General features: G+C 43.2%; 17 protein-coding genes. 6 read left to right on the top strand and 11 right to left on the bottom strand.

What is annotated here, in order from left to right; all coding sequences use genetic code 11:
- Window positions 1-14: 14 nt before the first annotated feature.
- The 7 genes from ViNHUV68_RS07800 to gyrA all read right to left on the bottom strand — a co-directional run bounded on the left by ViNHUV68_RS07800 (window position 15) and on the right by gyrA (window position 14,206).
- The gene (locus ViNHUV68_RS07800) at window positions 15-1,112 is read right to left on the bottom strand and encodes a DUF6708 domain-containing protein (RefSeq protein WP_391087086.1); all 1,098 of its coding nucleotides are present in this window, start codon (window positions 1,110-1,112) and stop codon (window positions 15-17) included.
- 1 nt (window position 1,113) lies between these two features.
- On the bottom strand, window positions 1,114-4,413 hold the full coding sequence (locus tag ViNHUV68_RS07805; protein ID WP_391087088.1) for a toxin VasX: 3,300 nt from the start codon (window positions 4,411-4,413) through the stop codon (window positions 1,114-1,116).
- Window positions 4,410-5,285: a DUF4123 domain-containing protein gene (locus ViNHUV68_RS07810; RefSeq protein WP_391087091.1), complete on the bottom strand. Its 876-nt coding sequence runs from the start codon at window positions 5,283-5,285 to the stop codon at window positions 4,410-4,412. The genes ViNHUV68_RS07805 and ViNHUV68_RS07810 overlap by 4 nt, the downstream gene beginning before the upstream one ends.
- Window positions 5,278-7,374 carry a type VI secretion system tip protein TssI/VgrG gene (locus ViNHUV68_RS07815; protein ID WP_391087093.1) on the bottom strand — a complete coding sequence of 699 codons (2,097 nt, stop codon included), beginning with the start codon at window positions 7,372-7,374 and terminating at the stop codon, window positions 5,278-5,280. Before ViNHUV68_RS07815 ends, ViNHUV68_RS07810 begins: the two co-directional genes overlap by 8 nt.
- Before the next feature lie 292 nt (window positions 7,375-7,666).
- Entirely contained in the window at window positions 7,667-9,085 is a 1,419-nt protein-coding gene (locus ViNHUV68_RS07820) for a basic amino acid/polyamine antiporter (RefSeq protein WP_391087096.1), read from the bottom strand.
- A 450-nt stretch (window positions 9,086-9,535) separates the two neighbouring features.
- Complete coding sequence (locus ViNHUV68_RS07825; protein ID WP_391087099.1) at window positions 9,536-11,296, bottom strand: EAL domain-containing protein; 1,761 nt, start codon at window positions 11,294-11,296, stop codon at window positions 9,536-9,538.
- Window positions 11,297-11,503: 207 nt separating this feature from the next.
- The gene (gene gyrA, locus ViNHUV68_RS07830) at window positions 11,504-14,206 is read right to left on the bottom strand and encodes a DNA topoisomerase (ATP-hydrolyzing) subunit A (protein ID WP_038174617.1); all 2,703 of its coding nucleotides are present in this window, start codon (window positions 14,204-14,206) and stop codon (window positions 11,504-11,506) included.
- Between the two features lie 272 nt (window positions 14,207-14,478).
- Between gyrA and ubiG the strand changes: the two genes are divergently transcribed.
- The 4 genes from ubiG (at window position 14,479) to yfaE (ending at window position 19,430) form a co-directional block, all read left to right on the top strand.
- Window positions 14,479-15,186, top strand: coding sequence for a bifunctional 2-polyprenyl-6-hydroxyphenol methylase/3-demethylubiquinol 3-O-methyltransferase UbiG (gene ubiG, locus ViNHUV68_RS07835; protein ID WP_391087102.1), 708 nt, complete (start codon window positions 14,479-14,481; stop codon window positions 15,184-15,186).
- Between the two features lie 469 nt (window positions 15,187-15,655).
- Complete coding sequence (gene nrdA, locus ViNHUV68_RS07840; RefSeq protein ID WP_038174615.1) at window positions 15,656-17,938, top strand: class 1a ribonucleoside-diphosphate reductase subunit alpha; 2,283 nt, start codon at window positions 15,656-15,658, stop codon at window positions 17,936-17,938.
- Between the two features lie 80 nt (window positions 17,939-18,018).
- Window positions 18,019-19,152 (top strand): class Ia ribonucleoside-diphosphate reductase subunit beta, encoded by a 1,134-nt coding sequence (gene nrdB, locus ViNHUV68_RS07845; protein ID WP_038174614.1) that lies wholly within the window; start codon window positions 18,019-18,021, stop codon window positions 19,150-19,152.
- Window positions 19,152-19,430 (top strand): class I ribonucleotide reductase maintenance protein YfaE, encoded by a 279-nt coding sequence (yfaE, locus tag ViNHUV68_RS07850; protein ID WP_038174613.1) that lies wholly within the window; start codon window positions 19,152-19,154, stop codon window positions 19,428-19,430. Before nrdB ends, yfaE begins: the two co-directional genes overlap by 1 nt.
- A gap of 36 nt (window positions 19,431-19,466) precedes the next feature.
- Here the strand turns inward: yfaE and ViNHUV68_RS07855 are convergent, their stop codons facing one another.
- Both ViNHUV68_RS07855 and ViNHUV68_RS07860 read right to left on the bottom strand, forming a co-directional pair.
- A complete protein-coding gene (locus tag ViNHUV68_RS07855; protein ID WP_038174611.1) occupies window positions 19,467-19,718 on the bottom strand; it encodes a hypothetical protein in 252 nt (83 codons plus the stop codon).
- A gap of 243 nt (window positions 19,719-19,961) precedes the next feature.
- The gene (locus tag ViNHUV68_RS07860; RefSeq protein WP_391087107.1) at window positions 19,962-21,203 is read right to left on the bottom strand and encodes a CinA family nicotinamide mononucleotide deamidase-related protein; all 1,242 of its coding nucleotides are present in this window, start codon (window positions 21,201-21,203) and stop codon (window positions 19,962-19,964) included.
- A gap of 167 nt (window positions 21,204-21,370) precedes the next feature.
- On the opposite strand from ViNHUV68_RS07860, the gene ViNHUV68_RS07865 reads away from it, so the two are divergent.
- Entirely contained in the window at window positions 21,371-22,279 is a 909-nt protein-coding gene (locus tag ViNHUV68_RS07865; RefSeq protein WP_391090291.1) for a DUF3943 domain-containing protein, read from the top strand.
- A gap of 221 nt (window positions 22,280-22,500) precedes the next feature.
- Window positions 22,501-23,013 (top strand): ACT domain-containing protein, encoded by a 513-nt coding sequence (locus ViNHUV68_RS07870; protein WP_391087110.1) that lies wholly within the window; start codon window positions 22,501-22,503, stop codon window positions 23,011-23,013.
- 69 nt (window positions 23,014-23,082) lie between these two features.
- On the opposite strand, the gene nspC is transcribed toward ViNHUV68_RS07870, so the two are convergent.
- Both nspC and ViNHUV68_RS07880 read right to left on the bottom strand, forming a co-directional pair.
- On the bottom strand, window positions 23,083-24,216 hold the full coding sequence (nspC, locus tag ViNHUV68_RS07875; RefSeq protein ID WP_391087113.1) for a carboxynorspermidine decarboxylase: 1,134 nt from the start codon (window positions 24,214-24,216) through the stop codon (window positions 23,083-23,085).
- A gap of 114 nt (window positions 24,217-24,330) precedes the next feature.
- The gene (locus ViNHUV68_RS07880) at window positions 24,331-25,575 is read right to left on the bottom strand and encodes a carboxynorspermidine synthase (protein WP_038174604.1); all 1,245 of its coding nucleotides are present in this window, start codon (window positions 25,573-25,575) and stop codon (window positions 24,331-24,333) included.
- Window positions 25,576-25,587: the final 12 nt, after the last annotated feature.

Raw genomic sequence — 25,587 nt, forward strand, 5'->3', positions numbered from 1 at the left:
ATTCTCTATATCTACTATGCGTTCAACAACTTTAGATTGGTTAGATTCCCACCAGATTTGTAATGCTTAATCGCAGCGTCTTTCTGTTTCCTTAACACATCACTTGGTTTAGCCCATTCTTCTTTCGGCAAGGGCTTAGACCACTCATCGATCTCGCTTGGAAACTTTGCCATGGATATTTTGCTGTCCCACTCTGAAACCAAGTAAGGTAATTTCCAAAGGCATAAAATATTAAACGCATAGTAACCAAACATATTGAAATACGAGGCAGTGGGATCCGACATACTCATCGCAAATAAAGGCTTAGGCCCGTTTTTGAACTTCTGCTTTATCTGGCGGCGATTTTCATCGAATGTTTGTCGACTTTCATCTCCCGCTTTTTGAGCCCAAAACTCGGGCTCTTCTTCCATATAGCAGCGGATAATCTCCCACGAGCGTTGTCCTTCTTCCATAATCCCTACGGGTCTTTTAAACATCCAATAATCTTTACCCGTTGAATCCGGTAAGGCAATTCCGAATGTGACATTTGAAACAATAGCATTGCCAGTAAAGCCTTTATACATGGACACCCATGAAACGGTTTCTTCCCAAGGAACAATGGTTGGAGTTTGACTTCCTTCCTCGAAATAACAAACCTCTCGGCGCTGTCGATTAAAACGAATAGGCTTCTGACGTGCTTTTTTTAAAGAAGAATTGATTATGGTGTACCAACCAATGAATAGGGGAATCAGCAGAATCGTACCAATTACAACCCCTTCATCACGAAGTCCCAACAATAAAGCCTCAAAAAAGCCCCCTAACCTGTCTTGCGTCGCATATGCGCTAGCCAAAAATATCAATGCAACGACTATTACCCCCAGCATCACACAAAACATTATTAATTGAACTTGAAAGGCTTTACCGTGATTCGATTGTCCGATGTCCATATAGGTATCGTTGATGACCACTATTTGATTTGATTCACCTAAGCCACCAGAAATAATTCTTGCAGAAGGCAACGGTTTTGGTGAAAAGAATAATGCCTCTCCCAGAGGATAAGTGCGTACTTCTCCCGCAAGAGGGCGTTGGTCATTTAAGTTAAAATCCTGTTCCACACTTTGATCTTTTGCCACGTTATACGCCTTGTAGTTTCAGTTGATTCGTCGTTAGCGGTAATAGGTTGCCTTGTGCAATGGTCCTTACTTTTAGCATACTTACCTCACTCAAAAGCCCAAGTCGGTTTAAACTTGTGGTTTGATATCGCACTACACTTTTTTCTGAGGAATCGGCTGTTGGTAAATAATGTAACTCTACGCCGATTCCATGATGGGCATTTGCTTCTTGTATAAATATTGGAAGTCCGATCTCAAGTGGATCCTCTGGTGAGCTTAAACAAACCCATTGTTGACCTGCTGCTTCAGTCCAAGGTTGCCAGTTATTTTTTTGATGATCCACAAGCCAATAAACCGCAATTTCGATACCAGCATCATCAAGTTCGTTAATGGTAATGCCAGGCATTATCAATGAAAGAGCGTTTCCTGCCGGGAGTTGTTGAATTGACATGGTTGGTTTAGAGCTAATCTTGGCAAGTTTTTCATTACTGGTTTTTAAAGAGTTATTTTTTGGGGAATCTCCCCATAAGCTATCCCTAAACCATTGCATATAGTCAGATAAGCTAAAATAATTGTACCCTGCGGTCACTCCAAGTTGAATTGCAGACACAACCAAGCCGATCATATTAACTCTTATACCAATAGATAAAAGACGGCTACTATTGCTAGCCCAAACAACGGCTCTTGCTGCCTTTTCTGTATTCAATACCATCCAACCTACTTGAGTAGTTCGCACAAAGCCAGCTCCGTTTACTAAGGTCATAGTCGTTTCACCTACAACATCGGTACCGTGCTTTGCTATATTCGCAATATCTCCTTTTTTAATTGAAGTTGTAAGTTGGGTAACCGATTGATATGTTTTGGATGCAGATGCTAATAATCCAAAAAAGTATGCCATACTACCAAGCGTTGCACTCCAGCGTCCTAGAATTGCTCCATACGCTAATTTTGAGTTAACGTGATTGACACGCTGAAGAGCGGCTTTATCGTATCCTTCTCTTAGTCCTTGGGCAAAACCAAAAACAGCACTTAGTGCAGTAGTAGTTTCTTTCACTAACAATGTTTTGTTTATACTTGGTGTAGATGATGAAAACTGCGTCTTATATGCATTAACTGCATTGTACACTGCAAAGGCTGAAATAAGAGCGCCCAATCCGTCCCAAGCTCTAAGTTTGCTCCAAGCTCTAGTTCGGCGCTCTGAGCGATAATCTGAAGCCATTGCTTTAACATCCAGTTTCTGAGCTTCTGTAAGGCCTTTTATATAGAAGCCAGCTTTTTCTGAGCCCTCCCCAAAAGGAGACATTGCATTATGGATGCTAATCTCAAGCTCGGATAGTTTAACCTGATTGGCTTTGTGACTCTCGGTAAGTGCTGTTACATCAGGCTTGCCTGAGCGCCCTTTTTTCCTATGTTCAGCCCACACTTGGCGTATAGAGTTTTTTAAAACGGTGTTTTCTTTGCGGATTTGAGTTGCCCGCTCAGTGAGGTTATTGAACTTATGCATCTCTTGCTCACTTGCAAAGCCAAGAGTTATGTCAGTATTTTTATAGGCTTGCAGTACGCCCAACCATGCAGCTCCGGTGTAATTGCGTAAAACGTCTGAGGGGTTAAACTCCTGAACGCTATTTACTTTTTGAAAGAAAGCTTCAACTGTACTTGTTAATCCAATGGTATTGGCTGGGGTGTATGTTGAGTCAATAAGTTGAGAGAAACTATTTAAACTGTCGTTTGTTTGAATTGTTTCATGAGGCCTGAACTGCTCATTGATAATGTTATTGAGCTCCGTGCCGACACTATTTAGTTCGGTAAGATTATTTTTGTATTCAGCTATGAACCTTGCTTCTGATATTTTTTTGCTAATGGCTTCTGTTAGTTTGTCGTATTCATCAACGGAAAGCGTAAATAGCGCTCGATAGGTCGCAACCCAAGGCATCTTTTCTAACTTTTTAGCAACTAATTGACTAGCTGCGTCGTTCCAACATATATCCTGAATACAACTGTACTCAGCTGCTAAGAGTTCTTCTAACTGAGTACTGGTACTAGCATCATAGTACCAAGCTGCGAAGTAGAAGCGACTGAACAATTCTATACGGTCTTTAGAAATGGTGTTAAGTCTTTCATCCCAATAGGCCAGTTTTTCTCTTTCTTGTACGAGAAATTGTTCCATCTCACTTTGATTGATTACATCTTTAATTCCTTGTTTTCCATGCGAACCATTCCAAATTTTCAACGTTGAGACTCCATGCAGATCGTTGGCAAACTGTTCTTGGATGTCATGGATCAGATCTTTATATGTATCCATTTTTTCATGTCCAAGGGCTTGCTCCATTTGTCGATATTTCTCTCCAACAGAAGGTCGACTAAAATCATGGTATTTGTCGTCGTACTCTTTTACCCAAGCTACAACGCTTTCTTTCTGGCTTGGGTTAAGTTCACTACTAAACTTTTCATTCCCAAGCATCGCAGCTAGAGCATCGACTTTTTCAGGCGAAATCTGCAATTGTGTCTCAATATAGCAGCCTTCTACATATTTTTGATACTGTGTTTCATTTGACTGCCACTCTTCCAAAGACTTAGCAACTAACCCTTGATAGCTTGCTAGATCTCTTAAAACGCCAATATCATCATTGAAGACTAAGTAAAGATGGTCTTCTTGGTACTCAGTAAGAATTTCGCTATTTAGATTCGTGAAATCAGTAGGTTGGAAGATTGGTTTGTGTTCCCATTCATAAGGTTGATATTCTAGATTACTGGCTGAATCAGCTGATTTCTCTGAACATTCGGCAATAAGTTCCGAGGCTTGCTTTGGAGTAAGTAGATTTGTCCCACCATTAATTGCATCAAAGCTCGATAGGTTTACCTTTTGCATAAAACGCAATCTATCTTTATCAGATCCAATTACCTGAGAGCATTTTTTTGCCGTCCATTGAAGCTCAGAATAGGAGCAATAAATAACACTACACCTTTTGAAGATTAAGTTTGCTTCTCCGACAGATGTTGTTCGCTCGTCACTGCTTACTTCAGAGTCTTGCCATAGTAGTTTTGTTATTAATCCCGCTTCTACTCGATACTCATGAAGAATCCATTGGTTATTGTCGCTTACCAATACATAGATCCAACCATCACGAAGTAACCTAATTCCTAAAGGTTTAGCAAAGGTCTCGAAAGGTACTTTTGTGTGTTCTTTGACGGACAATTTTTCGACTAATCCATACCTAAGTGGAACTAGCTGTATTTTACTTTTTTTCAGAGGACAAGTACCCGCGGGGTCTTGAGCATCTTTTGTCTGACCAGTTCTGGCGTCGTCATTTGGGGTGCTCATACTTGTTTCTCCTGATTGTTATTATGGTTTGAATAGGCTTGGGCTAGATTTGCGGCTTTCTCTACTCGCTGAGAAGGGGTTTGCTGAGACGCGTTGAGAATCAAATCATGTATATCCGGATATAGCCTTTCATCCAAAAATTTATCCTCTCCTAAAAACCCTATAATGTTCATGTACATCATAAGATCGCGCTCCGAGGTAAAGCCTTGTTTGTATGCACTCAATGCATACGTCTCTACCCATGATAAACTTTCTACGTTTCCATCTAGCAATAATGGGAACCATTTCAGCACGTGATCTTTTAACTTAATAACGGTTGTATCCCAAGAGACTTTCCCTAATAAGGACCATTGCTCGTCAGAAATCTTCAACTTATCTCTATTACGGTTTAGGTCTGGACAGATGGCGGACTGCCAGCCTTTACGAGTTGGAATCCAAACCTGAGATATGTCATTCCAAAATTGCGGAGTGTGAGTCGAGTAAAAAACCCAAGCACATTCAGAGTTTGCCATTTTTATGTAAAGCTGACTTCCGTACGGTGATTCTGCAATAATGAAGTTTCTATAGTTTTCACAGATAATTTCTAGAGATTTAGCGGAAGCGACGAAATACCCTGACATAGGTTTATTTTGAGCAAGGAACCAGTCCTGGATTGCCTTTGTTGCGTGCACAATATACGGAGATACTTCTAGAAGCTGATCGTGAGGAGGCATCATATAAATTGGTTCTACGTTTATAGGGCCATTTAAGGCGTAAAGCGTTCTAGCTAATCCCTCAATTTGTGCGCCATCAACAATCAAATATAAGCGCTCACCTTTAGACAGATCGAAACTGAACCCAGAATCTATGAAAGCTTCATTAAGACTAATCATTATTGTCAATCTCTTCACAAACTTCACATACTGGCTCCGCACTCTTGAGCGCTTCTATCTGACGACTCTTCAATAACGGACTCATGGACTCTTTTGTTGAAGAGACGTGTAACGGCTCCAACTCCTCCGGCGCAGCCAACGCCTCTAGCCCCATTGGTAGTACAGCAGCAACACCGGCATAACCAGAACCACCACCTGCGCTGCCGCCGGAGTTAAGGTTGATCGCTGATCCGACAAGGTGTACGCCTCCAGCATCCACTGTAACAAAGCTACCACCAGCTTTTATTGTGATTGCGCTGCCTGCATCAAGAACAATTTTATTGCCCGCTTTAAGATGAACTTCATCAGAGCTGTCTATCGCCGTTTTGCGCTTGACCTTTTGTTGTAATGACTCACCGATATTGATGGTTTTGTCGGCGCTGACTTGTTCTCGTCGTTCACCATTTATCGTTAGGTGACGATTGTTCTTTGTCAGGCTGAATTGATCATTTTCAACCGTCAGATGTTTATCGTTATGCACTTCTGTTGTGTGATCGTTCTTCACTTCAACTTCAATATCTTTCTGGGCATGTAGATAAACACGCTCTAGGCCAGATTGATCTTCAAAGCTCAGCTCATTAAAACCCTCGCCTTGATAAGACTCGCTGCGAATCACTGTTTTGGTTTTATGGTCGGGTAAAGGGTACGGCGTTACATTGGTCGCATGATAAGTTCGACCTGTGATAATTGGTTGATCTGGGTCACCATTGAGAAAGGTGACGATCACTTCATGACCAACGCGCGGGATCGCGACCATGCCATATTGATGCCCCGCCCAACCTTGAGAGACTCGAACCCAACATGAACTGTGTTGATCGCCATTTGAGTATCTGTCCCAATGAAAATGAACTTTGACACGACCAAATTCATCGCAATATATCTCTTCACCTTCCGGGCCAACGACGGTTGCAATCATAGGGCCATCAACCTGAGGTTTCGTCATAGGCTCTGCTTGCCAAATAACGTCACTAGGAACAAGTTTAAATTCGTTGTGATAGGTGGTTGCCCCGCTGCCCCCCTCTTCTTCTAGCGCTTGCGGTTGTTTGCCAATATGTTGCGTCGCTACCACTACCCATTCTCGATTCAAGCTAGTATCACTGTGCTCTTGAAGTTCAAACTTCACTCCTGCTGAAAGTGATGGTTGATTGCTTATTCCTGTCGCTAAGCGAGCGTCTCGCCTTAGATAATCAAGCCGTGCTTGGGTGATGGTCTTGCCTGCGTCATCGCATTTAAACCGGCCTGGCGCATCAAAGTGCTCGTAGCGATTTTCAATTTGATACGCCATTTCTGTACCCTGAACGCTCTGTGCGAATGAATAAGCCGGTTTTTTAAAACTGTAATCTTGAATCTCGGCATGGCTGACTTGCGCTGTATGATGGGTTGCAAAAGTGTTGATATAAGGCGCGCCTACAACTCCGCCACCACTTAGGTTGTTGTACGGTACCGGCTGGCCAAGTTTCACCAAACTGTCATTGGCGTCACTGAACACCACGGTATGTTTATCACTGTCATGCACAATATGATAAATAATCCCCTCTTCTGCGAGCAAACGATGGGCAAAATCTAAATCAGACTCTCGATATTGAACACAAAACTCTCTTTGCAAATGATCGTTTTTTAGCACAAATGCATAGTCATTGATGTTCATCTCTTGCAGCAAGATAGAAACAATTTCAGGGACAGTTTTGTACTGAAAGAGACGGGAATTATGGCGTAATGACAGACGTTCAATTGCTGGAACAACACTGAGGGTGTAGAAAGTATGACGATGACCTGTGTCACCTTTACCAAAGTTACGCACTACACCATGCAGCCGCTGCACAACAACACCATCACGAACCACTTCAAACTGAACGTTTTTATCAACCACTTGTTGAGGCGTAATGGTGTGCTGACGACTCGCAAGTTGAAACTCATAGCGGTAACCATTACATGCATGCTCAACAGGTAAAGATTGGCGTGAAAAAGTGTCCCATCCAGAATATTCAATCACCCTTAATGTATCTGGTGCTAATCCATCGATTCGGATATTGAAGTTGAGCGTTGGCATCGGGGCTTCCTTTTGTCTTTAACCGTTGATAGAAACTATCGAGGCACAATAGAAGCAAACTTAATACCAACTTAATATTATTATATATCAGCACCTTAAAGTGAAGCTCAGAGTGTAATCAAGCAGTTTTCTACCTCACTCAAGCAAGCTTTTGCTCACTAAGAGAAAACATGCCATATAAAAAGTGAATGATGATGAATATCAACGTGGTGTAGATGGGCAAACTAGTGAGAGGTAACGTCCTGATTTGGACTAGAAAAAAGCCCCAGCAAATATTTACTGGGGCTTTTATTTACAATGCTAAGTTCAGACTACCGCTCCATATCATGCCAACCGCCAACATTGCGGTGAAACCCAATACACCAGCGCCAAGCCTTTCTCTTCCTTTAAATGGATGGATACCTTGCTCTCGTTTAGCTTGAATGTAGAAATAGAGACCCGGCAAGTAGAGCAATGCTGATAACAGCAGGTAGTTAAGACCAGAAGCATACAGTAGCCATAAACCATATACGCTCGCACCAAGTCCAACCAACAGCAAGCTACCTCTGTTTTTCTCAGTGATGGCGATTTTCAATACAAATGCCCCAACAAGGAAGTAAGGCACTAAAATCATTTCTGAAGCGATGATCAACAAAGTATCATAAGTACTGCCAGCGAACATGACAAAAATCAGCGAAACCTGTATCCATATATTGGTTAAGGTTAGCGGTTTCACTGGGCTACCAGCCTTGTTTAACTGCGCATATTTCTTCGGGAACATTTTCTCTTTAGCACACAAGTACGGCGCTTCGGATGCCAGAACTGTCCAACTGAGAAACGCACCACATACTGAAATCAACAGCCCAACACTGATAATGTATTGCCCCCAAGGGCCGAGAATCAACGTTAATACTTTGGCCATCGATGGATTTTGATAAGTGGCTAATTCCACTGGCTTAACAACCCCCATAGACAACAAAGTCACGAAGATATAAATCGCCAGTGCCGTGAGCAGCCCCAAAATTGTCGCTCGACCAATATCTTTTCGATTTCTAGCTCGGCTTGAGACAACGACTGCCCCTTCGATACCAATAAATACCCAGACGGTGATAAGCATAGTACTTTTCACCTGCTCGAGCAGATCGTACTCTTCACCAAAATGAACACCGGTAAAATCAAAGGTGAAGGTATTCCAACTAAAGGCAAACATTGCACAAATAATAAAAATTATTAGAGGAACTAACTTTGCGTAAGTGGTGACCATATTAATTAACGCCGCCGTTTGTACACCGCGTAATACTAAAGCATGCACTAGCCACAATAAGCACGATGCACCAACGACCGAAACTAGCGTATTACCTTGACCAAATATTACATTGTCAGGCGTATCGAATAACATTCCTAAGGTACTAAATACAATCACTAAGTAAGAGACATTGGCTAACATCGCACTCAACCAATAACCCCACGCAGAACAAAAGCCTACAAAGTCGCCAAAACCTTCTTTGGCATACCCAAAAACACCGCTATCAACGTGAGGTCGATGAAATGCAAGTTTTTGAAATGAAAGCGCAAGGAAGATCATCCCTACCCCTGTGATCGTCCAACCAATCATGACGGCGGCTGGGCTTGCCACGGATGCCATATTTTGCGGTAAGCTAAATACCCCCGCACCGATCATCGAGCCAATCACGATGGCGGTTAAAGAGCTTAATCCGAGTTTATTATCCATTTTCATTTCCGGAGATACCGTTTTTCGAAGGGGGGATTTTACGCTGATTTGGCATCAATAGGCAGATCGAATGTGAGCCACATCTCATACTTTAGCAACTAATTGGCACTTCATTGCCACCGATCAATTGATGAATTCATTTTTAGTCAAATAAAACGCAGAAATCAAAGATAACAGCAAATTAGTAAACACCGAGGCAACAATTACAACATTTACAACTAAAATTAAAGACAAAAACGGAATATACAGCGAAACAAAAATCGACAAATATGCGACTAATTATCCCTATTATTGATAAATTAATGCATAAAAATCGCTAAACAGTGTTAATCGACTACACTGAGTATTAAACGTTCAACAGACCGTAACCTCTGTCTCTTGGCGTTATCCATTACTTCCTGTTATGTGGCCGCAGTTGCGGCCTTTTTTTTTCAATCACGAAATGAGCCATCAACTTTGAGAAAGGAGCAAGTGGGTAAACTCGCGACAATAGACTGGTCTAGAATACACATAGCCTTGGATCAGATAACACTGCTCACTTTTTAACAACTCGCACTGCTTTATATTTTCGACTCCTTCAGCAATGACACCCTTATTTAAGTTGTGCCCGATCTGAATAATAGTGCGGACTATCATATGATCCGTTCTCTCTGTAACACAGTGATCAATAAAAGACTTGTCGATTTTTATCACATCAATAGGTAACCGTTTAAGGTAATTGAGTGATGAATACGCGACACCAAAGTCATCAATCGCAATACTGACGCCTAATCGTTGCAATTTGTCACAAGTTTTCGCTACCCGAGTGTGTTTATCCATCATCGCCGTTTCAGTAATTTCTATTTGAAGCTGTTGAGGGGCAAGTTCATGTTTAACCAACAAACCTTCGATGAAAGGATAAATGTCATCATGGGTAAATTGAACACTGGAAACATTGACAGAAACACAGATTGGCTTGCCTATCTCTTGCCACTCTTTTGCTTGCTGAATGGCCTGATCAAGTACCCAGCGCCCAATGGGAATAATCTGCGCTGTTTTTTCAGCAACAGAAATAAAGTCTAAAGGAGAGACAACACCTAGATCTGGATGATGCCAACGCAGCAGCGCTTCGGCCCCAACGATCGAATTGCTTCGAGTGTCGACTTTAGGTTGATAGACCAACTTCAGTTGTTGGTTATCAATTGCGCCTTTTAATTCAACTTCAATCTGATGATCACGAATAGTGTCATTCATCAGCTCTTCGTCATACCAGCGCATTATTTCATTATCGCTGCTCTTGGCGCGGGCCACCGCGGCATCAACATTCTTGCCCCAAACATTAATATTGTTATGTGCATCACTGAGTAACGCTACTCCCCCGCTAAAAAGTAAACTATGCGAAGTATTAAAAACTTGGCAGACAGTATCATAGTGCTGAACGAGCCTATCGATGACCTGCTGCAACGGCTGTCTATCTCCTGTAGCAAACGAGACCAACACGACCAATTCATCTCCGCCAAGTCTAAATACTGTGCCAAATTCTCCTACAATGCTTTGTACATGGGTCGAAAACTGTTTGAGTAATTCATCGCCATAGCCGTAACCTAGATTGTCATTCACTGCCTTGAGGTTATCCAACCCTAACTGTATTACCGCATGATCGTTCTGCTCATCGGCCAGTAAATCAGCGGTGGTATTAAAGAAGGATTTACGATTGGGTAAGTTGGTGAGGTGGTCTGTCAAACTGGCTTTTTTGTAACGCAGAGACTGGCGTTGTGACTTTTGATAATAATAAGTCATCACAGTCGCAAATGATGCGATGAAAACCAACTCGATTGCATCTTCGACAAATTCACCAAATTTCTCAGCCGGTAGGTTGAACCAATAAGTTATGACTAACCCAATCGCAACCGCAATCGGCCATAACGCACCTGGAAACAAGAAAACATAACAAAGAGGCAGCAGGATAAAGCTCTCTTCAATTACATCAAAATCTAGCGGTTCGAAGAGTCCACCGATAAACAGAATAAGGAGTGACAACGTAGATAAATAGGCTCTCACTTTTCGGTTAGCACTAAAGAAACACACAATAAGCGCGATCGGAAACAACAGATATATCCAACGTAGCATTTTATGCTCAGAGATTAGAGTGTCCGAGATCAGGTAAACAGATATAAAAAAGAAGGCGATAAGTACTGACCGAGCAAACTTATTCATTTGTTCAGCTGTCACTGACTACCCCTCTTAGTTTCGAGCTTGTTCTCGACATCCACGCTAGATATCATCGCTTTGGTTAAGCTTTGAACTTAAACAGACACTCCTATAACTGTATATGATGTACGCCAAAGTGCATGTTTTTGTAGATATAATGCGAGTAAAAACAAAAAAAATGCCAGACATAAAGTCTGGCATTTGTTCGAACAAAGTAACGAAATTTAATTACTCTTGAGTATCATCGCTATCGCTTGGAGCCTCTGCCGATGTGTCAACGCTTGCCTCTTCAGCACTTGCATTGTCTTCATCTTGCAACAGTTCAGCTTCATCAATTTCTTCAATACGTTGCAAACCGACCACAGATTCGTCTTCAGCAGTACGGATCAAGGTAACCCCTTGAGTATTACGGCCAACTTGACTAACTTCAGCGACACGTGTGCGTACCAGAGTACCGGCGTCGGTGATCATCATCATCTCGTCGCCTTCTACGACTTGAACCGCACCAACAACCGGACCATTTCGCTCGGAAACTTTGATCGATACAACACCCTGAGTACCACGACCTTTGGTAGGGTACTCATTAAGCGTCGTACGTTTACCGTAGCCGTTTTCTGTCACCGTAAGAATATCACCATCATTCGATGGAACAATCAGTGATACGACTTGATCATCATTAGCCAACTTCATACCACGGACACCAGAGGCAGTACGACCCATTGGGCGAACCCCTTTAAACTTCACTTCTGGTTGACCGTTCTCATCAAGAACTGGATTGCCATTTTCATCAAGTACAGGTGTCTCTTCTGCCTCTTTAAAGCGAACCACTTTACCCGCCTTAGAGAACAGCATAATTTCGTTTTCACCATTGGTGATATCCACACCAATCAGTGAATCATCATCACGTAAGTTAACCGCAATCAAACCGTTTGAACGTACGTTGGCAAACTGGTTGAGCGGCGTTTTCTTCACCGTACCATCACCCGTTGCCATAAAGATAAATTTATCTTCTGAGAACTCATCAACACGCAGGATCGCCGTGATACGCTCGCCATCCTCAAGTGGAAGAATATTAACAATCGGCTTACCACGCGCGGTACGGCTAGCAAATGGTAGTTGGTACACTTTCAGACGGTAGGTCTTACCACGAGTAGAGAAACATAGGATGTTATCGTGGGTATTCGCCACTAGAAGACGCTCAATATGGTCTTCGTCCTTCATCTTAGTTGCGCTCTTACCTTTACCACCACGACGTTGTGACTCGTAGTCGCTCAGTACTTGATATTTAACATAGCCACCATGCGATAGAGTCACTACCACATCTTCACGTGCAATCAGCTCTTCCATGTCGATATCATGACTAGCGGCTGTGATCTCTGTACGGCGAACATCACCATAGTTCTCACGCACTAGCTCAAGCTCTTCACGGATCACTTCCATCAAACGCTCGGTGTTTGCCAAGATGTACATTAGCTCTGCAATTTCATCAAGCAGTGCTTTGTATTCATCGAGAATCTTGCCATGTTCTAAGCCTGTTAGCTTATGTAGACGAAGATCAAGAATCGCTTGTGCTTGCTGTTCGGTTAAGAAGTACTGTCCGTCACGAATGCCATATTGGTCTTCCAACCAATCTGGACGGGCAGCATCAGTACCTGCACGTTCCAGCATTTCAGCAACATTACCGAGATCCCAACCACGGGCGATTAGGCCAGCTTTGGCTTCCGCTGGAGTTGATGCGCTGCGAATTAATTCGATAATGTCATCGATATTCGCGAGAGCGAGAGCTAAAGCTTCTAAGATATGAGCACGGTCACGTGCTTTCTTCAATTCGAAAATAGTGCGTCGAGTCACCACTTCACGACGGTGGTCAACGAAACACTTCAACATGTCTTTTAGATTGAAAAGTTGTGGCTGACCATTGTTCAATGCCACCATGTTGATGCCGAAAGTCGTTTGGAGCTGAGTATTGGCGTACAGGTTGTTTAGTACCACTTCGCCAACTGCATCACGCTTACACTCAATAACAATACGCATGCCATCTTTGTCTGACTCATCGCGCAGTGCACTGATACCTTCAACTTTCTTATCTTTTACAAGCTCAGCGATTTTCTCAATCAAGCGAGCTTTGTTTACCTGATAAGGGATCTCGCTGACAATGATAGTTTCTCTACCATTCTTTTCTACTTCGATATCCGCTTTCGAACGCATGTAGACTTTACCGCGACCTGTTTTATAAGCGTCAATGATGCCTTTACGGCCACTGATTAGCGCTGCGGTCGGGAAATCTGGACCAGGTATATAGTCCATTAGCTCATCAATAGTGATCTCTTCATTATTGATATATGCAAGGCAACCATCGATAACTTCAGTTAAGTTATGAGGTGGGATGTTGGTTGCCATACCTACTGCGATACCAGAGGAACCGTTGACCAATAGGTTAGGAATTTTTGTTGGCAGAACTGCTGGAATTTGTTCTGTACCATCATAGTTAGGTACATAATCAACAGTATCTTTGTCTAAATCAGCTAAAAGCTCGTGGGCGATTTTCGCCATACGAACTTCGGTATAACGCATTGCCGCCGCTGAGTCACCATCGATCGAACCGAAGTTACCTTGACCGTCGACTAGCATGTAACGAAGTGAAAACGGTTGAGCCATACGTACGATAGTGTCGTACACTGCGCTATCACCATGTGGGTGATATTTACCGATTACATCGCCAACAACACGGGCAGATTTTTTATATGGTTTGTTCCAATCATTACCTAGCACATTCATCGCAAATAATACGCGGCGATGCACTGGCTTTAGGCCATCACGCACATCTGGAAGAGCTCGACCAACGATAACTGACATCGCATAGTCTAAGTACGAACTTTTCAGCTCATCTTCAATGTTTACGGGCGTGATCTCTTTCGCTAGATCGCTCATAGAGCCATTATCCCTCTATTCTATAGATCGTATGTACAATACGCTTAAGGTGCAAAAATATAACATAGAATTCATTTGTTCGGCATCACTTTCCCTCTCCTTTTACAAGGTTGTGAGATTGGTTGTGAATCAAACGCCGACAAAATGCACATTTGGACTATATGCTGCTGATAAGTGGCTACATTTTATCCACATTTGGATAAAAGTGGCCTCATTTATCGAGTCAGGTATAATGCCTATCTTAAGGAAAGCAGTTTATTAGCAGAGTTGTTATGACCCAATCACAAAACGTCGACCCAAATGAAATTAAAAAATTCGAGGATATGGCCTCTCGCTGGTGGGATTTAGAGGGTGAATTTAAACCTCTACATCAAATTAACCCTCTGCGTTTGAACTATGTGCTCGACAATTGTAATGGTCTGTTTGGCAAAACGGTACTTGATGTAGGTTGTGGCGGCGGTATCCTTGCTGAAAGCATGGCGAAAGAAGGCGCCAAGGTGACAGGTTTAGATATGGGTAAAGAGCCCCTCGAAGTCGCTCGCCTTCATGCACTAGAAACAGGCACAACACTGACTTACATTCAGAGTACGATCGAAGATCACGCGCAGCACAATGCGGGTACCTACGACGTAGTAACTTGTATGGAGATGCTTGAGCACGTTCCAGATCCACTTTCGGTCGTTCGCTCTTGTGCAGCGTTGGTAAAACCTGGTGGCCATGTGTTTTTCTCGACCTTAAATCGAAACATTAAGTCATACCTGTTCGCTATTGTCGGCGCAGAGAAGCTATTAAAGATCGTTCCAGAAGGCACCCATGACCATGACAAGTTCATTCGCCCTGCTGAACTAATTAAAATGGTCGATCAAACCGATTTAACCGAAACAGGCATCACTGGGCTGCATTACAGCCCACTCACCGATAGCTACAAGCTCGGCCACAATGTCGACGTAAATTACATCGTCCATACCCAGAAATTTTAACCAACCATCACTCATTACTCTAAGTGATGACGATTCAGGCGGTAGCACAAGCTCACCGCCTTTTTTAGTGCTTTTTTAACCGATTTTTGTCGATTTGATTCCAATTTAAACAACCTAAAAAACGGTCTCAAATTTATCTAAAGATCAAGGTATTTTTTTTTGTTTATGGTTAGTTATAAACCGATTCTAAAACGGTAATTTTATGCAATCTTGCCAGCACTATTCTCATCGGTTAGTAGTCACTTACTGTTTTTTTTAATTTTGTTAGTTATCCACAAGTCATCCAAGATCTGTAACTTGAAAACTACCCGAGATAGCACTATCTTGTAATCCGCACCGCAGTGCACCCCTATATGTTGTGTTTGTACTACAATATATAGATAGACTTTGATCACAAAGCCGGAACGATTTTTACAAGAATTACACATAAAATCGGCTTTAATCAGTTTTGTTAGGGAAATGAAGCAGAATGAACCAACAACTTACCGTTACTAAGCGTAACGGACGCAAAGAAAGTATCGATCTCGACAAGATCCATCGCGTGATTACATGGGCTGCCGAAGGCCTAGACAACGTCTCTGTATCACAAGTAGAACTACGCGCTCACATTCAGTTCTATGATGGCATTACGACCTCTGATATTCACGAAACTATCATCAAATCAGCCGCCGATCTTATCTCGGAAGAAACGCCAGATTACCAATATCTTGCAGCACGCTTAGCGGTTTTCCATTTGCGCAAAAAAGCTTATGGTCAATATGAGCCACCAAAGCTGTATGATCACGTTACTCGCCTTATTGATAAGGGCAAGTACGACAAGCATATTGTCGAAGACTACAGTAAGGCGGAACTGGATGAGTTGGATTCGTATATCGACCACAGACGCGATCTCGATTTTTCTTACGCGGCCGTTAAACAGCTAGAAGGTAAGTACTTTGTCCAAAACCGTGTCAGCGGTGAAATTTATGAAAGTGCTCAGTTCCTTTATATCTTAGTTGCCGCTTGTTTGTTTGCGAAGTATCCAAAAGAGACTCGCCTTGACTACATCAAGCGTTTCTACGATGCGACATCTACTTTCAAGATCTCGCTACCAACGCCGATCATGTCTGGTGTGCGTACCCCTACTCGTCAGTTCAGCTCTTGTGTACTGATTGAATGTGGTGACAGCCTAGATTCGATCAATGCGACAGCGAGCTCGATTGTTCGTTACGTTTCTCAGCGTGCTGGTATCGGTATTAACGCTGGACGCATCCGCGCCTTAGGATCAGAAATCCGTGGCGGTGAAGCATTCCATACTGGTTGTATTCCTTTCTACAAGTACTTCCAAACTGCCGTTAAGTGTTGTTCTCAGGGTGGTGTTCGTGGTGGTGCTGCAACCGTTTTCTACCCAATGTGGCATGGTGAGTCTCAGGCATTAATGGTGCTCAAGAACAACCGTGGCGTTGAAGAGAACCGCGTCCGTCATATGGACTACGGCGTACAGCTGAACCGTCTGATGTACCAACGTTTGGTTGAAGGCGGTAATATCACACTGTTCTCACCTTCGGATGTTCCAGGTCTGTATGACGCATTCTTCGAAAACCAAGATGAATTTGAACGCCTATACGTTAAGTACGAAAACGATCCTTCTATCAAGAAAGAGACCGTAAAAGCCGTTGAGATGTTTTCAATCTTAATGCAAGAGCGTGCTTCAACGGGTCGTATCTATATTCAGAACGTTGACCACTGTAATACGCACAGCCCATTTGACTCTGAAGTTGCGCCTATTCGCCAGTCAAACCTATGTCTTGAGATTGCATTACCAACTAAGCCACTGACGAACGTTGAAGACGACTCAGGTGAAATCGCGCTATGTACTCTGTCAGCGTTTAACTTAGGTTCCATTAAGTCACTGGATGATTTTGAAGAGTTGGCTGATCTGGTTGTACGTGCACTAGATGCCCTACTTGATTACCAAGACTACCCACTTCCGGCCGCTTATAAGTCAAGTATGAACCGTCGTACTCTTGGTGTGGGTGTGATTAACTACGCCTACTACTTAGCGAAAAATGGTGTTAAGTACTCGGATGGTAGTGCCAACGGTTTGACTCACCGTACATTTGAAGCAATGCAGTACTACTTGTTGAAAGCGTCTGTTGGCTTGGCTAAAGAACAAGGTAAATGTCCTTTGTTCGACGAAACCAACTACGCAAAAGGTCTATTGCCTATCGATACCTACAAGAAAGATATCGATTTAGTGTGTGATGAGCCGCTGCACTATGACTGGGAAAACTTACGTCAAGAAATAATGACTCATGGCTTACGTAACTCTACCTTAACGGCGCTTATGCCATCTGAGACTTCTTCTCAGATTTCAAATGCGACCAACGGCATCGAACCACCACGTGGTTACGTTTCAGTTAAAGCATCTAAAGATGGCATTCTTAAGCAAGTGGTTCCTGAATTCACTGAATACAAGAATAACTATGAGCTGCTGTGGAACATTGGTTCAAATGAGGGCTACTTGCATCTTGTCGGCATTATGCAAAAATTCGTTGACCAAGCCATTTCTGCCAACACGAACTATGACCCAACTCGTTTTGAGAGTGGCAAAGTTCCAATGAAGAAATTGCTTCAAGATCTGCTGACTGCGTACAAATTTGGTGTCAAAACACTCTACTACCACAACACACGTGATGGTGCGAGCGATGACCAAAAAGACGCAGTACAACCACAAGATGACGATTGTGCAGGCGGCGGTTGTAAGATCTAATCGATAGCCTTATACAGTTATCAGGTTTAACAAATTATTCGCCCCTTATGATTAAGGGGCATAAAAGGAATTGAGGCATCATGGCTTACAGTACTTTTAATCGAAATAAAAATGACCAATTAAAAGAACCAATGTTCTTAGGTCAATCCGTTAACGTGGCACGTTACGACCAACAAAAATTTGAAATCTTTGAAAAGTTGATCGAAAAGCAACTTTCGTTCTTCTGGCGCCCAGAAGAAGTCGACGTTTCAAGTGATCGCATCGACTACAACAAGCTTCCAGATCATGAAAAGCATATTTTCATCTCGAACTTGAAATATCAGACGTTGTTGGATTCAATCCAAGGCCGTAGCCCTAACGTTGCACTGTTGCCATTGGTTTCATTGCCTGAAGTCGAGACTTGGATTGAAACTTGGTCGTTCTCAGAAACGATTCATTCGCGTTCATACACTCACATTATCCGTAACATTGTTAATGATCCGGGTGTGGTGTTTGACGACATTGTTGAGAACGAGCATATCCTAAAGCGTGCTGACGATATCTCTCGCTATTACGATGAGCTTATTCAGCTGACCAACGACTACCACCGCTATGGTGAAGGCACTCACCAAATCAACGGTGAAGATGTAACGGTTTCACTGCATGGGCTTAAGAAGAAGCTTTACCTGTGTCTGATGTCAGTCAACGCACTTGAAGCCATTCGTTTCTATGTGAGTTTTGCTTGTTCATTCGCTTTTGCTGAACGTGAATTGATGGAAGGTAATGCTAAAATAATCAAGCTTATCGCTCGCGATGAAGCGCTGCACCTCACTGGCACGCAGCATATGATTAACTTGTTGCGTAATGGACAAGATGACTTTGCTTTCATTCAGATTGCAGAAGAGTGTAAGCAAGAGTGTTTCGATCTATTTAAAGCCGCTGCTGAGCAAGAAAAAGAGTGGGCAGAATACCTATTCAAAGATGGCTCTATGATTGGCCTTAACAAAGATATTCTGAGCCAGTATGTTGAATACATCACGAACATTCGTATGCAAGCGGTTGGCCTAGGTACGGCTTACCCAGAAGCGACGTCTAACCCAATTCCTTGGATTAACGCGTGGTTATCATCAGACAACGTCCAAGTTGCACCACAAGAAGCAGAGATCTCATCTTATCTTGTCGGCCAGATCGACAGTGATGTTCGCGCCGATGATTTTAAGGATTTCGAACTGTAATGCCCAGTATCAAAATTAACGGAATTACAACGATTCAGTCCCACCCGTCTAATACCATTCTAGAAACTCTAGAGCGGGCAGAGCTGGAGCCAGAATACAATTGTCGCGATGGGCATTGTGGTGCTTGTCGCTGCACCTTGATTTCTGGAGAAGTTGAGTACGTTGGTTTTGCGATGGCTTACACTCAAGAAAAAGAGATTTTGCCGTGCATTTGCCGAGCAAAATCTGACATTGAAGTCAAAGATGTCAAATATACGCTCAAAGAAAGACGTGCATAATCATTCAAAAAAGGCCAGCAGAAACGCTGGCCTTTTTTATATCTGCACTCGAACACCGGATAAAAATTCATCTGCTGTCAGCATTGATACTGACTTACCACCAATCTCTCTGCCATCATCATCATATAAAGAAAGACGGTACCCTAGGCAATCGGTAGCAAGAGGCTCCTCTGGCGCCTGCAGCCATCTCGAAATCAAGTCTTGGTGCTGATTATTCAGCGCTTCACCCAAAATAACTTTTTGGCTAGCCACTTGATACCAAACCAAAATCTTGGACTGATTTAACATGCTAACCTCCTTATGCAATTGGCAACCGAATTGTCATTTTAAAGGTTATTCTGACGAATGCACGTTGCAAATCTAAGACAAAAACGTCTTCTATGAAAAATCATTCAGTTAGCTATTATATGAAATTCGAATAAAAATTAATTATCTCGCTCGATGAGTAATAAGAAGAGCTTTCATTCACTTATTACAGAACGCAAAACGGTTAGTGTTTGACAAACTTAGCGCACTACCCTAGCTGAATTTTTATTCACTAATTATGCTACGAGGCACGAACATCTCTTTGACTCTCGATAACGAGCTGTAACCGACAAACATCGGTTTCTTACTCAAATAACGGCGCAACATATCGGCGGCGACAATGGTTATCACCAATGCTTGCTCATCACGGGAGTAATTTCGCTTCAAGGTTAGTGTTTGTCCCCATTCACCTTCTGGCGCAGCAAGCGTAACGCAGAACGCATTATCGGTAACCTTCCCCGTCACAATCGCTACATCGGTACCGCATTTGTCCTTAGTCGCACCAACCAACGCCAACGCTGCCGCTAACTTGTCATCCGCTTGTTCTCCAACCGCAATTCGCTCACCTAAGACCCAACCATGACCACAAAATTCTGCCGCCAAAGCATTTGACTGGATCCACTGAGAAAGCGCACCAAACGTAGATTGTTCTGCGGTCGAAATAGACATTTTCTTCTCTTGGATCAAGTAAGCAACATGTTTCTGCATCGACTCATCGACGCTCACTACATGCTCTTCGATAAGTTTAAATATGATTTGTAGTAGTTTGACGCGATTATCCAAGTCCTCTTTGGGACCGAACAACTTTACTTCGATATAAGGTAAGTAGGAGCGATAACCAAGCGTATAACCTGGTGGCAGTTTGATCTTGTCGAGTTTGTCAGAGAGTGCTGATTCTGACGTACCGAAAGTATAAAGCTTGCTGCAATCTTGTCCTGTCACTTGAGGGTGACTTGCTTTAATATCAGGCAGCACTTGTTGATCAATCATGAGTTTAAACTCACTGGGAACGCCAGGAGTAAAATAAAAATCGCAGTCGTTAAGCGTGAGCTTAAAGCCACATGCCGTTCCGACAGGATTATCTAGCAATATTGAGCCTTTAGGCAACATTGCTTGCTTGCGATTACTTTCTGGCATGGCAATGCCGCGAGCAGCAAAAAATTCCTCTAATGTCTCTAACCACTGTGGAAACAGCACAAGTTCAGTGTCTAGCGCGAGCGCTGCCGCTTGAGCACTCAAATCATCTGATGTTGGACCTAGTCCACCGTTCACAACCACAATGTCACAGTTAAAACTGAGCATTAATAATTCTTCAATTAACGCCGCCATTTCATCACCGACGGTTGAACGTTTGGTCATGCTATAGCCATGTTCAAAAAAGCGTTGCGACAACCAGGCAGCGTTGGTATCAACAATATCGCCGTGAAGGACCTCTTCCCCAGTGCTGAGCATTGCTATCTTTAACATTGTTATATCCTTTGTGGGAAATCGTCACATATTTGTAGAGTTTAACTGATAATAATCATGCGTTTTGGTGAAAAATGGACCCAGTTTCTTATTTAGGACAATTTCAAGTTCCCATTATGCTGACTTTGTTGGATAATTGTGAACCTGATCATCAAAAAATAATAACGATGGAGTCTTTCGTGTTCCAAAAAAGCATTTCCGCTTTAATGTTGTCAGCTTGCACTTACGCCAATGCCAATGTTTATCAGTCGAATCAACATATTGAGCTTTCGTATCAAGTAGATCAAGCGCAACCTGACAGCATATTTCACAACTCCTATCAGTATCAGATCAGCGATCCTTATTCTCTAAGTCTAACTGAGAGCACGTTTAAATTAGAAGCACCAGGCTTACCAAAATATTTAACCATGTCTGAGGAGAAGGATTGGGATTATTTAAAAGGTCAAACCTACACCATTTTAGGTTTGAGCGTCGCAACCGTCGGATTGATGACACTTCTGCCAGAATCTATCACTAAATGGGATGAAGAAGACCGTAACTTAAGTGGTTTAGGCTCAAAATGGAAAGACAACGTCACCGCAGGCCCAGTTTGGGATCGCGATGAACACTTTCTCAACTACGTTATGCACCCCTATTTTGGTGGCGTGTATTACACGGCAGCGCGCCATGCCGGGTTTAACGAGTTTGAATCCTTCCTCTACTCTGCCACCATGTCTACTTTCTTCTGGGAATATGGTGTAGAAGCCTTTGCTGAGATCCCTTCATGGCAAGATCTCTTTATCACACCATTCTTTGGTGCGATCGTCGGTGAAATGATGTTCGAAGCCGAGCAAAACATTGTCAACACTGGTGGTGAAGTCATGGGCTCGGAAACCATGGGCGATATCACACTCTTCTTCTTGAACCCTGTCGGGCATATTCACGGTTGGGTCAGTGGTGCTTGGGGCGGCAGCGCAGAATTTCAGTACAGCAGCAATCCTTGGTTTGGCAATCAAGATGCAGCCAAATTTGCCCTTGATGCGGGTGCGAGCTACGACGATATTTTCTACGGTGTAGAAATGAAGGTCACCTTCTGATCGCCGTAACAACAGATTTTGGTGAAATAAAGGCGCTTGATGCGCCTTTTTTGTGCTCGCGGTATAATATTGGTAAGACTGACAAGGCATTAGGTTTAAAAGTTGATTTACATCAAACCTTAGCCTTTGAGCTCTTCTACACTGAGGTTAGGCACCAATCCGTTTTTCGACGCTGAAAAGATTGGTTTGCAATATCTACTTCAGCGCTAGGAGGCCCCACTATGAACAGTACATTTATCGTAAACTTTGTCGGCCGAGCAACCCCGACAACCATTAAACAATTGGCGACCATTACTCACGAAAATGGTGGTAAATGGCTTATCAGTAAAGTTAACTTTATTGAAGACCAAGTTGCCGCGGTGATCAAAGTTGATTTGCCGACAAGCAATATGGATATCGTGAAAGAGGCGTTTAGTTCACATCCAGAGTTGATGGTTCAATTTACCGATTCAGATACCACAAGTCACAATGCCGATACCATCTATCAACTTAGAGTCGATTCTAACGACAGGGCTGGTATCGTTAATGAAATTACTCACGTCCTTGATGACCAAGGCATCAGTATTCTCGATATGGACTGTCAACGAGTCTTTATCGCAGGTGGCGGTGGCGTCAGCTCGAGTCTATTTACTGCCAGCTTAGCCATTCGTATTCCTCAACAAGTTGACATCAACGATGTCGCTAACGAATTAGAGTCTCTTAGCGAAGATACCCGAGTGATTGTTGAAAGCTAAAACCGCGACTAGGCGAATACTGCAACAACAAAGAGAGCGAAATGAACGCTCTCTTGTTATTTTATCCCGTTATGTCACAGACCACTGCGATAACGAACGCTTAAAATCAACGTAGTCAAACTCATTAAGCTTTTGAATCTCACCGCTTGAACGTTCACAGTAAACCGACGGCATGCGCAGACCGTTAAACCAGTTTAGTTTCACCATGGTGTAACCAGCGCTATCAAGAATGTGCAGACGCTGACCGATTTCTAATGGCTGATCAAAATTCGCCACACAGAACTGGTCACCCGCCAAACATGAACATGAGCCGATAACGTACTCGTGTTCACCATTATCAGACGCTTCTAGAATCGAAGCCGGCTCATTGTAAATCAGAGTATCTAAACGATGTGCTTCAGTGGCTGAGTCAACAATTGCCGTTTTCTTCACATTTTCAACCACATCAACCACAGTCACGACCAGATCAGTGGTTTTAGTAATAATAGCTTCACCCGGCTCTAGATACATTTGCACGCCATGCTTTTCAGAGAACGCTTTCAGCGCTAAACCAAGCTTGCTGATATCGTATCCAGGCCAAGTAAAGAAGACACCGCCGCCCATGCTAACCCAATCAAGTTTGTCTAAATACTCACCAAACTGCTGTGAGATGGAATCGAGCGAGCCAATAAACGCATCGACATCTTTGTTCTCACAGTTCATGTGAAACATCACGCCATCTATATCATCGAAAATTTCTGGCTTGATGTGATCAGCCTGAACCCCAAGGCGAGAGAACTGACGTGCGGGATTGGCTAAATCTTGCCCCGCATAGCTCACGCCAGGGTTCAAACGAAGGCCAATCGATGCTTTACCTTCCACAATGTGACGGTGCGCTGCGAGTTGAGACTGTGAGTTAAAGATCATTTTATCGCAAATGTCTGCCACTTCACGCACGTCATCTTCACTGTAACCGACACTATAAGCGTGTGTTTCACCACCAAAGGTTTCATGGCCAAGCTTGACTTCAAACGGGCCCGAACTCGTGGTGCCATCTAAATATGGCTTGATGATGTCAAATACTCCCCAAGTTGAGAAGCATTTCAGCGCCAGAACAAGCTTTACGCCAGAGATCTCTTTGAGTTGTTTGGCTTTCTCTAGGTTCTCTATCAACTTATCTTCATTGATCATGAAGTACGGAGTTTTAAGTTCGTTGTGTTGCATTTAAATACCTTAAGCTCCCTCGCGTAAACGAAGGCACTATAAATATAAAATCGAACAAAGCCGACGCAGATGCATCGGCTTACATTTAGATTTCAAATAAGAGCAGTGACGTTCTTATTTCAACTTGTGGATCACAGGTTGGCTCGGATCTAGTTCTTGTACATGCCAATCCAGACCGATAGCAGGCATCGTTTCTAAGAACGGATCTGGGTCTAGCTGTTCCATGTTGAACACGCCTTTGTCTGCCCACTTGCCGCGGAAAAATTGTAGTGCCGCCGTGATCGCAGGAACACCAGTGGTGTAAGAGATCGCTTGGTGCTCAACGTCTTCATATGCCACTTCATGGTCAGCGTTGTTGTAGATAAATACGCTGCGCTCCTTGCCGTCTTTCTTACCTTGAACCCAAGTACCAATACACGTTAAGCCTGTATAACCCGGCGCAAGAGACGTTGGGTCTGGAAGCAGTGCTTTAAGAACGTGTAACGGCTGAACCACGGTACCGTCGTGGAGTGTGAGCGGATCAGGGCTTAGCAGGCCGATATCACGCATTACATTGAAATAGTTTAGGTAACGGTCACCAAAACCCATCCAGAACTCGATACGTTTTGCCGGAATAAACTCTTGCATTGAACGCACTTCGTCGTGTGCCATAGAGTAAACTTTGTGCGAACCACAGTTCGGGAAATCAAACTCAAGCATACGAGAATGACAAGGCACTTGTTTCCACTCGCCATTTTCCCAGTAGAAAGAGTCGCCTTGGATCTCTAACATGTTGGTTTCTGGGTCAAAGTTAGTCGCGAACTTCTTGCCGTGGTCGCCAGCGTTAACGTCCATGACGTCAATAGTATCGATTTCATCAAACAGATGTTTTACAGCATAAGCGGCAAATACGGATACCACGCCCGGATCGAAACCGGCACCTAGAATACCTGTGATGCCTGCTTGTTCGAACTTCTCGCGGTAGCCCCATTGCCAGTCGTACGCTTGTGGTACTTGTTGGCCTTCGCTGCACAAGTCGACTGCAACCGAAGTATCTAGGTAAGATACCTTAGCTTGGTAACACGCTTCCATGATTGACATGTTGACCCATGGAGGACCTGCGTTGATCACAAGATCAGGCTGAACTTCTTTAATAAGAGCAACGAGAGAGTCAACGTCATCGGCATTGACTGCACGAGCTTCTAATTTCTTCGATGGATCTTTCAGGTTGTTTTTATTCTGAATAGATTCAATGATTTTTTCACATTTGCCCACGGTACGTGATGCAATGGTGATATCACCCAGAACGTCGTTGTTTTGCGCCGCTTTATGTGCAACTACCCAGCCAACGCCGCCTGCACCAATTTGTAGAATTGCCATAGTTTTCGTTAC

Source organism: Vibrio sp. NH-UV-68 (assembly GCF_042940635.1).
GTDB classification, from domain to species: Bacteria; Pseudomonadota; Gammaproteobacteria; order Enterobacterales; family Vibrionaceae; genus Vibrio; species Vibrio pacinii.

Coding starts and splice junctions, on each gene's coding strand:
- ViNHUV68_RS07805 (WP_391087088.1), bottom strand. CDS start 4,413: ATGAGCACCCCAAATGACGACGCCAGAACTGGTCAGACAAAAGATGCT.
- ViNHUV68_RS07810 (WP_391087091.1), bottom strand. CDS start 5,285: ATGATTAGTCTTAATGAAGCTTTCATAGATTCTGGGTTCAGTTTCGAT.
- ViNHUV68_RS07815 (WP_391087093.1), bottom strand. CDS start 7,374: ATGCCAACGCTCAACTTCAATATCCGAATCGATGGATTAGCACCAGAT.
- ViNHUV68_RS07820 (WP_391087096.1), bottom strand. CDS start 9,085: ATGGATAATAAACTCGGATTAAGCTCTTTAACCGCCATCGTGATTGGC.
- gyrA (WP_038174617.1), bottom strand. CDS start 14,206: ATGAGCGATCTAGCGAAAGAGATCACGCCCGTAAACATTGAAGATGAG.
- ubiG (WP_391087102.1), top strand. CDS start 14,479: ATGACCCAATCACAAAACGTCGACCCAAATGAAATTAAAAAATTCGAG.
- nrdA (WP_038174615.1), top strand. CDS start 15,656: ATGAACCAACAACTTACCGTTACTAAGCGTAACGGACGCAAAGAAAGT.
- nrdB (WP_038174614.1), top strand. CDS start 18,019: ATGGCTTACAGTACTTTTAATCGAAATAAAAATGACCAATTAAAAGAA.
- yfaE (WP_038174613.1), top strand. CDS start 19,152: ATGCCCAGTATCAAAATTAACGGAATTACAACGATTCAGTCCCACCCG.
- ViNHUV68_RS07855 (WP_038174611.1), bottom strand. CDS start 19,718: ATGTTAAATCAGTCCAAGATTTTGGTTTGGTATCAAGTGGCTAGCCAA.
- ViNHUV68_RS07860 (WP_391087107.1), bottom strand. CDS start 21,203: ATGTTAAAGATAGCAATGCTCAGCACTGGGGAAGAGGTCCTTCACGGC.
- ViNHUV68_RS07865 (WP_391090291.1), top strand. CDS start 21,371: ATGGAGTCTTTCGTGTTCCAAAAAAGCATTTCCGCTTTAATGTTGTCA.
- ViNHUV68_RS07870 (WP_391087110.1), top strand. CDS start 22,501: ATGAACAGTACATTTATCGTAAACTTTGTCGGCCGAGCAACCCCGACA.
- nspC (WP_391087113.1), bottom strand. CDS start 24,216: ATGCAACACAACGAACTTAAAACTCCGTACTTCATGATCAATGAAGAT.
- ViNHUV68_RS07880 (WP_038174604.1), bottom strand. CDS start 25,575: ATGGCAATTCTACAAATTGGTGCAGGCGGCGTTGGCTGGGTAGTTGCA.